Source organism: Cellulomonas septica (assembly GCF_012396155.1).
GTDB lineage: Bacteria > Actinomycetota > Actinomycetes > Actinomycetales > Cellulomonadaceae > Cellulomonas > Cellulomonas septica.
Window position 1 is genome coordinate 1 of the sequence record NZ_JAAXOY010000032.1, and the last position, 12,284, is coordinate 12,284.

Annotated in this window: 9 protein-coding genes; 7 read left to right on the forward strand and 2 right to left on the reverse strand. The window is 72.1% G+C overall.

What is annotated here, in order from left to right; genetic code table 11:
• On the forward strand, positions 1-370 hold a 370-nt coding region (locus HGA02_RS02880; RefSeq protein ID WP_210728087.1), incomplete at its 5' end, for an alpha/beta fold hydrolase.
• Positions 371-491: 121 nt separating this feature from the next.
• Here the strand turns inward: HGA02_RS02880 and HGA02_RS02885 are convergent.
• Positions 492-1,472, reverse strand: coding sequence for an acetylxylan esterase (locus tag HGA02_RS02885; RefSeq protein ID WP_168677389.1), 981 nt, complete (start codon positions 1,470-1,472; stop codon positions 492-494).
• 13 nt (positions 1,473-1,485) lie between these two features.
• Positions 1,486-2,556 carry a LacI family DNA-binding transcriptional regulator gene (locus HGA02_RS02890; RefSeq protein ID WP_168677391.1) on the reverse strand — a complete coding sequence of 357 codons (1,071 nt, stop codon included), beginning with the start codon at positions 2,554-2,556 and terminating at the stop codon, positions 1,486-1,488.
• A gap of 236 nt (positions 2,557-2,792) precedes the next feature.
• On the opposite strand from HGA02_RS02890, the gene HGA02_RS02895 reads away from it, so the two are divergent.
• The 6 genes from HGA02_RS02895 to HGA02_RS02920 form a co-directional block, all read left to right on the forward strand.
• Positions 2,793-5,132, forward strand: a complete 2,340-nt coding sequence (locus HGA02_RS02895; protein WP_168677393.1) for a beta-xylosidase/alpha-l-arabinosidase — start codon at positions 2,793-2,795, stop codon at positions 5,130-5,132.
• Positions 5,129-6,211: an ABC transporter permease gene (locus HGA02_RS02900; RefSeq protein WP_210728088.1), complete on the forward strand. Its 1,083-nt coding sequence runs from the start codon at positions 5,129-5,131 to the stop codon at positions 6,209-6,211. The genes HGA02_RS02895 and HGA02_RS02900 overlap by 4 nt, the downstream gene beginning before the upstream one ends.
• Positions 6,205-7,131: an ABC transporter permease subunit gene (locus HGA02_RS02905; protein WP_168677395.1), complete on the forward strand. Its 927-nt coding sequence runs from the start codon at positions 6,205-6,207 to the stop codon at positions 7,129-7,131. Before HGA02_RS02900 ends, HGA02_RS02905 begins: the two co-directional genes overlap by 7 nt.
• A 74-nt stretch (positions 7,132-7,205) precedes the next feature.
• On the forward strand, positions 7,206-8,873 hold the full coding sequence (locus HGA02_RS02910) for an ABC transporter substrate-binding protein (RefSeq protein WP_168677397.1): 1,668 nt from the start codon (positions 7,206-7,208) through the stop codon (positions 8,871-8,873).
• A gap of 94 nt (positions 8,874-8,967) precedes the next feature.
• A complete protein-coding gene (locus HGA02_RS02915; RefSeq protein WP_343035230.1) occupies positions 8,968-11,025 on the forward strand; it encodes a beta-galactosidase in 2,058 nt (685 codons plus the stop codon).
• Positions 11,022-12,284, forward strand: a 1,263-nt coding sequence (locus HGA02_RS02920) for a GH39 family glycosyl hydrolase (protein WP_168677399.1), incomplete at its 3' end; no start/stop codon positions are given. The genes HGA02_RS02915 and HGA02_RS02920, both read left to right, overlap by 4 nt.

Here is a 12,284-nt window from a genome sequence, read left to right on the forward strand (position 1 = left end):
CGCTCTTCCGATCTCGCGCCGCGACGACCCGACGTGGCCCGAGGACGAGCGTGCCCCCTGGGCCGCGTCCCGCGCCGGCCTCCATCCGCAGCTGGCCGCGGTCCCGCACCGGTGGGCCGAGCGCGACTGGCCCGCGACCGTCGGCGAGATCACGGCGTCCGGCATCCCGGTCACGCTCGTCACGGGCGACCCGGACCGCACGATCGTCGGCCCGCCTCTTGTCGCGCGCGCCCTCGCGTCCGTCGCCGAGGCCGGACCCGACGCGGCGCGTCTGACGATCGTCAACCTCCCGGGGACGGGCCACAGCGTCCACCGCGACGCCCGCCCGGCGTTCCTCCGCACCCTCGACACGGTCCTCGCCTCGACCTGACACCGGCCCGGCTCACCGCCCGCGCCGGCGCGATACCGACATGGTTGCCGTTCGAGCCCGCCGGACGGCAACCATGTCGGCATCGACGGCGGTCCTGTCGGCTCGGCGGCGCCGCGGACGGTCAGAGGTGGGTCGCGAACCAGGTGAGGATGCGGCGGTGGTGGACCGCGTCGCCGTTCTCGTGGTGGTTGAACGGGTAGACGGCGATGTCGCGCGGCACCGACGGGTCGCCGTCGGCCCACGCGTTGAAGGCGGCGAACGCGGTCGACGGCGGGCACACGGTGTCGCGCAGGCCGGTGCCGAACAGGGCGGCGGCCCGGGCACGACGGGCCAGGTGCACCCCGTCGAGGTACGACAGCGTGCGCAGCACCGACTCCTCGGCACCCCGGTGGACGGCGAGGTAGCGCACGATCTCGGCGTAGGGCTCGGTGTCGACCAGCCCGATCGCCCGCTGCACGTGGCACAGGAACGGCGCGCTCGCGGCGACCGCGGTCAGGTCGGGGACGAGCCCGGCGACGGCGATCGCGATGCCACCGCCCTGGCTGTTGCCGAGCGCCGCGACGCGCGACGCGTCGACCCCGGGGAGCGTACGCACGGCGTCGACCGCCCGCGCGGCGTCGGTGTAGAGCCGGCGGTAGTACACGGTGTGCGGTGAGCGGATGCCGCGCGTGACGAACCCGGGGGCCGCGGGCTCCGAGCCGACGGGGTCGGGGGTGTCGCCGCCGTTGCCGTGCTGACCGCCCTGCCCGCGCGAGTCCATGAGCAGGTGCGCGTACCCCGCGTTGGCCCAGGTCAGCCGCTCGATCGGCTCGCCGCGCCCGCGCCCGTACCCGAGGAACTCGACGACCGCCGGCAGGTCGCCGTCGACACCGGCGGGCCGCGTGTACCAGGCGCGCACGGGGTGGCCGCCGAAGCCGGGGAACGTGACGTCCCAGGTGTCGACGAGCGTGAGACCGGTGTCGACGCGCGTGGCGATCACGGGCGTGTCGTGCGTGCGCGCCTCGGCGAGCGTGGCCGACCAGAACGCGTCGAGGTCGTCGGGCTCGGGGATGTCCGGGCGGTAGGTGCGCAGCTCGGCGAGCGGCAGGTCGAACAGGGCCACGGCGGTCCTCAGGTCAGACGGTGACGAGCGGCGGGGCGGTGCTCTCGCGCACGACGAGCTCGGTGGCGAGGTCGATGCGCTGGTTGGTCGGCGTCTCCCCGCGGGCCAGGGCGAGGACGAGGCGCGTGGCGGTCGCGGCCATCTCGTGCAGCGGCTGGTGGACGGTCGTGAGCGCGGGGCCGAGCCACTCGGTCACGGGCAGGTCGTCGAACCCGACGATCGACACGTCCTCGGGGACGCGCAGGCCGAGCTCGCGCGCGGCGCGCATGACGCCGAGCGCCTGGAAGTCGGACCCGGCGAAGATCGCGGTGGGGCGGTCGGGGCGGGACAGGAGCTCGAGCCCGTGCCGGTAGCCGCCGTTGACGAAGAAGTCGCCGTAGCGGATGAGCCCGGGGTCGGTCGCGATGCCGGCCTCGTCGAGCGCGGACCGGTAGCCGTCGATGCGGGCGCGCGAGCACAGCACGTCGACGGGTCCGGAGATGACGGCGACGCGGCGGTGGCCCAGGCCGAGCAGGTGGCGCGTCGCGGCGAGGCCGCCGGCCCAGTTGGCGGAGCCGACGACGGGGACGCCGGGCGGCTGCTCGCCGGCGGTGTCGACGACGACGAACGGGATGGACCGGGTCTCGAGCTGGCGGCGCTGCGCGGGGTCGAGGTCGGACAGCACGAGGATGACGCCGCGCGGGCGGCGTGCGAGCACGTCGTCGAGCCACTCCTGCCGCGGGCGGTGCGCACCGCCGAGCTCGGAGAGCACGACGCCGACGCGCGCGGGCCCGGCGACCTCCTCGACGCCCTTGATGATCTGGGTGGCCCACGCGGAGTCGAGCTCGTGGAAGACGAGGTCGATGAGCCCGGGGCCGGTCGACGTGCGGCCGCGGCGACGCCGGTACTGGTACCGGTCGATGACCTCCTCGACGCGGGCGCGCGTCACGGCGGCGACGTCGGTGCGGCCGTTGAGGACCTTGGAGACGGTCGGGACCGACACGCCGGCCTCGGCGGCGATGAGCGCGATGGTGGCGGTGCCTCCCGCGGGGGAGGCAGGGGCGTCGACGCCCTCGGCCGGCTCTGCGGCATCCGTGCTGGTCATCCTCGCAACCTTCCCGCGAACCGCAAGTATCGCGTCCGAACGTAGCACCGCGAACGGCACATTCCGACGCTCTTCGCCCCGCCGGACGGGTGAAGCAGGAGGGTCCTGGCAAGTTTTGGCAAACGATTGACACGCGTTGTCGGGAGTGTCTAGTTTCCGAGGCGTTGACCTTTCGCCAACGACGGCGATAGTTGCGGACGCTCACGACGACGTGGGCGCGGGAGGGAACCGACCCGATGACGGACGCACCGCAGGCCCCCTGGCGGGACGCGACCCGCACCCCCGACGAGCGCGCCGCCGGCCTCGTGGCGGCGATGACGGTCGACGAGAAGGTGTCGCAGCTCGTCGGGCTCTGGGTCGGCGCCGACGCGTCGGGCGGGGCCGTCGCCCCGCACCAGGCGGACATGACCGGGGACCTCTCCTGGGACGAGGTCATCGCCGACGGCCTCGGGCAGCTCACCCGCCCGTTCGGCTCGGCGCCCGTCGACCCCGTCGCCGGCGCGCGCAGCCTCGCGACCTCGCAGGAGCAGGTCGTCGCCGCCAACCGGTTCGGGATCCCGGCCCTCGTCCACGAGGAGTGCCTCACGGGGTTCGCCGCCTGGCAGGCGACGGCGTACCCGGCACCGCTGTCGTGGGGCGCGACGTTCGACCCCGCCCTCGTCGAGGCGATGGCCGCGCGGATCGGCGCGAGCATGCGGGCCGCGGGCGTGCACCAGGGCCTCGCACCCGTCCTCGACGTGACGCGCGACTACCGCTGGGGCCGCACGGAGGAGACGATCGGCGAGGACCCGTACCTCGTCGGCACGGTCGGCACCGCGTACGTGCGGGGGATCGAGTCCGCGGGCGTCGTCGCGACGCTCAAGCACTTCGCCGGGTACTCGGCCAGCCGCGCGGGCCGCAACCTCGCCCCCGTGTCGATCGGCCCGCGCGAGCTCGCCGACGTGATCCTGCCGCCGTTCGAGATGGCGGTCCGCGAGGGCGGCGCCCGTTCGGTCATGCACTCGTACGCCGAGCTCGACGGCGTCCCGTCCGCGGCGGACGCGTGGCTGCTCACCACGCTGCTGCGCGACACGTGGGGCTTCGACGGCACGCTCGTCGCCGACTACTACGGCGTCCGGTTCCTGCACACGCTGCACGGGATCGCCGCCGACGACGGCCACGCCGCCGCGCTCGCCCTCTCAGCGGGCGTCGACGTCGAGCTGCCGAGCGTGCACTGCTACGGCCGCCCGCTGCGCGAGGCCCTGGCCCGTGGTGACGTCGACGAGGCGCTCGTCGACCGGGCGCTGCACCGCGTCCTGCGGCAGAAGGTCGAGCTCGGCCTGCTCGACGACGGCTGGCAGCCGCTCCCGGCGGACGTCGACGCCCTGGCGCTCGACGACGCCGAGAGCCAGGACGTCGCGCTGCGCCTGGCCCGCGAGGCGGTCGTCCTCCTCACCAACCCGCAGGCGGCCCTCCCGCTCACCGCCGGCCAGCGCGTCGCCGTCGTCGGGCCGCTCGCCGACGACCCGTACGCGATGCTCGGCTGCTACTCGTTCCCCGCGCACGTCGGCGTGCACCACCCGGACCACGCGATCGGCCTCGACATCCCGACGGTGCTCGACGGGCTGCGCGACGCCGGCGTCACCACGACGACCGCGCGCGGCTGCGACGTGACGGCCCCCGACCGCAGCGGGTTCGCCGAGGCGGTCGCGCAGGCGCAGGCCGCGGACGTCGTCGTGGCCGTGGTCGGCGACCGCGCCGGGCTCTTCGGCCGCGGCACGTCGGGGGAGGGGTGCGACGCGACCGACCTGCACCTCCCGGGTGTCCAGGCCGACCTGGTGCGCGCGCTCCTCGACACGGGCACGCCCGTCGTCCTGGTCCTGCTCACGGGCCGCCCGTACGCGCTCGGCGACCTCGCGACCCGCTCCGCGGCCGTCGTGCAGGCGTTCTTCCCCGGACAGCTCGGGGGGCAGGCGCTCGCGGAGGTGCTGACCGGCGCGACGAACCCGTCGGGCCGTCTGCCCGTGAGCCTGCCCGCGGATGCGTCGGGTCAGCCCGGCACGTACCTTTCGCAGCCGCTGGGCCGCCGCACGAAGGTCTCGAACATCGACCCGACGCACGCGTTCCCGTTCGGCCACGGCCTGTCGTACACGTCGTTCGACTGGGACGCCCGCCTCGTGACGGGCGACGCCTGGCGGGTCGACGGCGAGGCCGTCGTCGAGGTCGACGTCACGAACACGGGCGACACGGCCGGCGCCGACGTCGTGCAGCTCTACCTGCACGACCCCGTCGCCCAGGTCACGCGGCCCGTCGTGCGGCTCGTCGGGTACGCCCGCGTCGACCTCGCACCGGGCGAGCGCGGCCGCGTCACGTTCACCGTCCCGGCCGACGTCACCGCGTTCACCGGCACGGACGGCCACCGCGTCGTCGAGCCGGGCGACGTCGAGCTGCGCGTCTCGCGGTCGAGCACCGACCACCGCACCAGCCTGACCGCGCGCCTCGACGGCCCGCTGCGGACCGTCGACCACACCCGCCGCCTCGTCACCGAGGTGGCCGTGCTCACCGGAGCCGACGCACCGGAGGTGGTGACCGCATGAGCAGCGTCCAGGAGCCCGTCGTCGCGGGCGTCGCGACGACCCCGGGGGCGCCGCCGCCCGTCGGCGTGGCCGACAACGCCCCGCCACCGGCGGGCAGCCCGGAGCCCCGCAAGCCCCGGCGGACCCGCCGCGCCCAGCCGTTCACCACCCCCGGCGGCACCGTCGTCCGACCCAGCCGCACGACGTGGCGGCAGGCGCTCACGCGCGACTGGCGGCTCTACACGTTCCTCGTCCTGCCGCTCGTGTTCCTGCTGGTGTTCCGGTACCTGCCGATCCTCGGCAACGTCGTCGCGTTCCGGCGGTTCCGGCCCGGGTCGAGCATCTTCGGCGACGAGTGGGTCGGCCTCTACTACGTCCGGATGTTCATCAACGACCAGCAGTTCTGGCACGCGTTCACCAACACGGTCGTGCTGGGCCTGCTCACGCTGGTGATCGTCTTCCCGCTGCCGATCCTGCTCGCGCTCATGCTCAACGAGGTCCGGTCGCGGACGTTCAAGCGGTCGGTGCAGACGATCTCGTACCTGCCGCACTTCATGTCGATCGTCATCGTCGCGGGCGTGGTGTTCCAGCTCACCGCGGTGAACGGGACGATCAACCAGATCATCACGGCGCTCGGCGGGGACGCGATCACCTTCATGCAGGAGGCGTCCTGGTTCCGGACGATCTACCTGAGCTCGGAGGTCTGGCAGACCGTCGGGTGGGGCACGATCCTCTACCTCGCGGCGCTCACGACGATCGACGAGCAGCTCTACGAGGCGGCCCGGATCGACGGCGCCAACCGCTGGCAGCAGACGTGGCACATCACGCTGCCGGGCATCCGCCCGACGATGATCGTGCTGCTCATCCTCAACGTCGGCACGTTCATGGCGGTCGGCTTCGAGAAGATCCTGCTGCTGCAGAACCCCCTCATCTACTCGACGGCCGACGTCATCTCGACGTACCTGTACCGCGTCGGCATCGTCTCGAACAGCGTCTCCTACGCCACCGCGATCGGCTTGTTCGAGGCGATCATCGGCGTGACGCTCGTCCTGTCCGCCAACGCGATCTCGCGCAAGACCGTGGGGGCGTCCCTGTGGTGACCACCGACCAGAAGCCCGCCGCCGTGGTCAGCACGAAGCCGCGGGTCGTCAAGGACAGCCGCGGCTACCGGACGTTCCGGTTCCTCAACGCGGCGCTGCTGATCGTCGTCTGCGCGCTCGTGCTGTACCCGTTCGTCAACATCGTCGCGCAGGCGTTCTCGTCCGAGGGCTACATCAACTCGGGCCAGGTGAACCTGTTCCCGCGCGGGTTCAACGTGACGACGTTCGGAGTCGTCATGGGCGACGACATGTTCTGGCGCAACTACCGGAACACCGTCGTCTACACGGTGGTCGCGACGACGATCGCGATGGCGCTCACGACGACGTACGCGTACGCGTTGTCGCGGCGGAACCTCAAGGGACGCAAGTTCTTCATCGGCGTGGCCGTCGCGACCATGTTCTTCAACGGCGGCCTCATCCCGAACTACGTGCTCATCAGCGAGCTCGGGATGCGCAACACCATCTGGGCGATCGTGCTCCCGAACGCGATCAGCGTCTTCAACCTGCTGGTGATGAAGTCGTTCTTCGAGAACTTCCCGAGCGAGCTCGAGGAAGCGGCCGCGATCGACGGCATGACGACGTACGGGATCTTCTTCCGCGTCGTGCTGCCGCTGTCGAAGGCGGTCGTCGCGACGATGCTGCTGTTCTACGCGGTGTCGTTCTGGAACGCCTGGTTCGCCGCGTTCCTCTACATCGACGACCCGAAGCTCTACCCCGTGACGATGTACCTGCGGAACCTGCTCGCGGGCGTGACGTCGGGGACGTCGATCCAGGGCGGCTCGACGGACAACCTCACGCAGATCGCGGCGAACGTGCAGTCCGTGACGATGCTCCTCACGGTGCTGCCGATCATCTGCCTCTACCCCTTCATCCAGAGGTACTTCGTGTCGGGCGTGATGCTCGGCGCGGTCAAGCAGTGACGCCTCCTGGCTGACGCACCGCATTTCCCATCCCCTCCCGTGCAGGACGACGGAGTTCCACGAAAAGGAGAATCATGAGGTCAGCACGAAAGCGCGCAGGCGCCGCGGCGTCGATCGCGGTCCTCGCCCTCGCCCTGACGGCGGCGTGCTCGTCCGGCGACGGTGCGACGGCCGAGGAGACCGGCGGCGACGCCGGCATCCCGGAGGCGAACCGCGTCGGCGCGATGGAGGACTTCGCGGCCGGCACGGAGTTCGTCGCGACCGAGCCGGTCACGTTCGGCCTGCTCTACCGCGACCACCCGAACTACCCGCTCAAGGAGGACTGGCTCTTCCTCACCGAGCTCAAGGACAAGCACAACGTCGACTTCGACATCACGAGCGCGCCGCTGTCCGACTGGGACCAGAAGAAGTCGCTCATCATCTCCTCGGGCGACGCACCCGAGTTCATCCCGGTGACCTACAAGGGCCAGGAGACGCAGTTCGTCGCGGGCGGCGCGATCCTGCCGCTGTCGGACTACGTGCAGTACATGCCGAACTTCCAGCAGAAGATCGAGGAGTGGGGGATGCAGGACTACCTCGACTCGCTCGAGCAGGCCGACGGCAAGTACTACATGCTCCCCGGCCTGTACGAGTCGCCGCAGCCGCAGTACTCGATCGCGGTCCGCAAGGACCTCTGGGACGCCGCGGGCCTCACCGAGGACCCCGAGACCTGGGACGACTTCCGCGACGCGCTCGAGAAGCTCAAGGCCGCGAACCCGGGCGTGTGGCCGATGTCGGACCGCTGGTCGACGACGAACAACAGCCCGCTGGGCGCGACCCTCAACATCGCCGCGCCGAACTTCGACACGATCGCCGGCTGGGGCTTCGGCCAGGGCCTGTGGTTCGACGAGGACGAGGAGAAGTTCGTCTACGCGCCGACGACCGACGGCTACAAGGACCTCGTCGAGTACTTCGCGGGTCTGGTCGAGGACGGCCTGCTCGACCCCGAGTCGCTGACCCAGGACGACGACACCGCGATCCAGAAGTTCGGCTCGGGCCAGTCGCTCGCGATCTCCGGCAACACGCAGGAGGTCACGACGTACCGCAAGACGTTCACCGAGGCGGGCAACGCGTCGGCCGAGGTCAGGCTCATCCGCGTCCCCGGCGGCCCGGCCGGTGACAACGTCGCGTCGGGCTCGCGCATCGCGTCCGGCTTCATGCTGTCGTCGGCCGCGAAGGACTCGCCGCACTTCCTCGCGCTGCTGCAGTGGATCGACTGGCTGTACTACTCCGACGAGGGCATCGAGTTCTCGCAGTGGGGCGTCGAGGGCACGACGTACACGAAGGACGGCGACACGCGCACGCTCGCCGCGGACGTCGACTGGAACGGCCTCAACCCGGCGGGCACCAAGAAGCTCAACGCCGACTTCGGGTTCAGCAACGGCGTGTTCATGTTCGCGAACGGCACGACGGACGAGCTCATCGGCTCGATGCAGTCCGACTCGACCCGCGAGTTCGTCGAGTCGATGGCGGACAAGGAGGAGCTGCCGATCGCGCCGACCGCGCCGCTGGACGAGATGCAGCAGGAGCAGGTCACGCTCTGGCAGTCCGCGCTCAACGACTCGGTGCTGCAGAACACGGCCGCGTTCATCCTGGGCAGCCGCCCGATGTCCGAGTGGGACGCGTGGATGACCGAGCTCAAGGGCCTCAACGTCGACCAGTACGTCGACACCTACAACCAGGCGCTGGCCGCGAAGGGCTGACGCACCCCGCCCCGGCCGGTCCCGCGTCTCAGTGCGCGGGGCCGGCCGGTCGGCGTCGTACCTGTTCCACCCCGTCCCGGGAGACGTGCCGATCGTGAGCAACCAGGTCCGCTACGGCGGCGACTACAACCCCGAGCAGTGGCCCAAGGACGTGTGGGAGGACGACCACCGCGCGTTCGACGAGGCCGGCATCACGACCGTCACGGTCGGGGTGTTCGCGTGGGCGCACCTGCAGCCCGCGGAGGACCGGTACGACTTCTCGACGCTCGACGCGATCGTGGACCGCGCGGCGCAGGCCGGCCGGGAGGTCGTGCTCGCGACGCCGTCGGGGGCGATGCCGCCGTGGCTCGCGCGCGCCTACCCGGACGCGTGCCGCGTGGACTTCGAGGGCCGGCGGCACGTGTACGGGCAGCGCCACAACCACTGCCCGTCGTCGCCGGACTTCCGCCGGCTGTCGGTCGAGCTCGCGTCGCAGCTCGCCCAGCGGTACGCGGGCCACCCCGCGGTCGTGGCGTGGCACGTCGGCAACGAGTACGGCGGCGCGTGCTACTGCCCGCTGTGCGCGGCGGCGTTCCGCGACTGGCTGCGCGGGCGGTACGGCACGCTCGACCGGCTCAACGACGCGTGGAACGCGACGTTCTGGTCGCACACGTACACCGACTGGGACGAGGTCCAGCCGCCGACGATGCTGTCGGAGCACTGGCGCGGCCCGCACCACACCGCGTTCCAGGGCACGACGCTCGACTACCGCCGCTTCATGTCGGACGCGCTGCTGGGCGGGTTCGTCGCGGAGAAGGCCGCGATCCGCGCGCACGACGCGACGACGCCCGTGACGACGAACTTCATGGGCCTGTACCAGCCGGTCGACTACCACCGCTGGGCGCCGCACCTCGACCTCGTGACGTGGGACAACTACCCGCCCGCGGACACCCCGCTGCGGACGGCGGCCCGGATGGCCGCGACGCACGCCGCGATGCGCGGGGTCGGCGGCGGCGCGCCGATCTGGGTCATGGAGCAGACGCCGTCGATCACGGCGTCGCGCGACGTGAACCCCGTGAAGCGGCCCGGCGTCCTCGCGCTGTGGACGTGGCAGTCGGTCGCGCACGGCGCCGACGCGACGCTGTTCTTCCAGCTCCGCCAGTCGAGGGGCGCGTGCGAGAAGTACCACGGCGCGGTGATCGACCACTCGGGGCGGACGGACACGCGCGTGTTCCGCGAGGCGTCCGCCCTGGGCTCGTCGCTGCGGGCCCTGGGGGACGGCGTGCTCGGCGCGCGCACGCCCGCACGCGTCGCGCTGCTGCTCGACTGGGACTCGTGGTGGGCGGTCGAGATGACCGACGGCTACAACCGGCACGTCTCCTACGTCCAGACGCTGCTCCAGTACCACCGGGCGCTGTGGTCGGCGAACGCCGCCGTGGACGTCGTGCCCGTGACCGCGGAGCTGGCGGGGTACGACGTCGTCGTCGCCCCGCTGCTCCACCTGCTCAAGGGCGACGTCGTCGACCGGCTCACCGCGTTCGTGCACCGCGGCGGCTCGCTCGTCACCACCTTCTACGGCGGTCGCGTCGACGAGGACACCAACGCGTTCCTCGGGGAGCCGCCGCTCGACGCGCTGCTCGGCGTCCGCGTCGAGGAGACCGACTCGGCCGCACCCGACGTCGCGAACCCCGTGACGCTGCGGCTCGGCGGTCCCGGTACCGACGGCGCGATCGACTGGAACGGGTCGACGACTCACCCGGCGACGCTCGTCTTCGAGCTGCTCGTCCCGCACGACGGGACCGAGGTCGTCGGCACGTACGGCGCCGACTTCTACGCGGGCACCCCGGCGGTCACGCGCGCCGCCCGCGGCGAGGGAGCCGCCTGGCACGTCGGGACCGGCCTCGACGACGACGGGGTCGCGCGCGTCCTGCGGCACGTCCTCGACCAGCACGGGCTCATGGGACCGCACGCCGACGAGCCCGCGCTCGAGGTCGTCGACCGCGTGCAGCCCGACGGCACCCGGTACCGCTTCGTGCTGCACCATGGGAGCACGCCGCTCACGGTGACGTCCGAGGTGGAGGGCACGGACGCCCTCACGGGTCGCGTCGTCCGTCGCGGTGACACGCTCACCCTCGCGCCCGCCGACGTGCTCGTCCTCCAGGAGGCCCCGTGACCCGCGTCGTCGTCCCCGCCACCCCGCTCGGTGCGCTGCCCGACGCGTGGCGGCACTGCGTCGGCACCGGCCGCCTGAACCTCGCGCTGCGCGCCGACTACCGCGAGTCGCTCGCCCTGGTCCAGCGGGACATCGGGTTCCGGCACATCCGGGGGCACGGGCTGCTGTCCGACGACATGGGCGTGCTGCGCCCCTGGTCGATCGGCGACCGGTCCGGGCGTCGGCACTCGTTCACCTACGTCGACCAGGTGCACGACGCGTTCCTGTCGCTCGGCATCAAGCCGTTCGTCGAGCTCGGGTTCATGCCGTCGGTGCTCGCGTCGGGGGACGACACCGTCTTCTGGTGGAAGGGCAACATCACGCCGCCGTCGTCGTGGTCCGACTGGACCGACCTCGTCACCACGCTCGTGCGTCACCTCGTCGACCGGTACGGCATCGACGAGGTGCGGCAGTGGCCGATCGAGGTCTGGAACGAGCCGAACCTCGTGCAGTTCTGGAAGGACGCCGACCAGGACGCGTACCTGCGGCTCTACGAGGTCACGGCGCGCGCGATCAAGGACGTCGACGCGTCGCTCCAGGTCGGCGGCCCGGCGATCTCGCCCGGGGCCGACGACTGGTGGCAGCCGTTCGCCGACTTCGTGACCGGCCGCGACGTGCCGTGCGACTTCCTCAGCGTGCACGCGTACGCGTCCGGTCCCGCGCAGCACGTCCCGTTCGGCAGCTACCAGACGCTGAAGCCGCCGCAGGACCTGCTCGACCAGTTCGCGACCCCGCGGCGGCTGCTCGCCGGCCACCCGCTCGCCGACCTGCCCGTGCACGTCACCGAGTTCAACACCTCGTACTGCCCGGACAACCCGATCCACGACACCGCCTACAACGCGGCCTACCTCGCGCCCGTCATGGTCGGGGGCGGCGACCACGTCGACTCGTTCTCCTACTGGACCTTCTGCGACGTGTTCGAGGAGGCGTGGATCCCCACGTCGTTCTTCCACGGCGGGTTCGGGCTGCTCACGCACCGCCAGGTGCCCAAGCCGACTTACCACCTGTTCGCGTTCCTGGCCCGCATGGGCCGGCACGTCCTCGCGCGTGGCGACGACCACCTGGTCTGCGTCGACGACGACGGGCGCGTCACCGTGCTCGCCTGGCAGCCCGTCGGCGGCACCGACGGAGCGCCCGCCGACGAGCGGCACGAGCTGCGGCTGTCGGTCCCGGTGGGGGCCGGCGCGGGTGCCGCTGGCGACGGGAGCGGCCCGGCGACG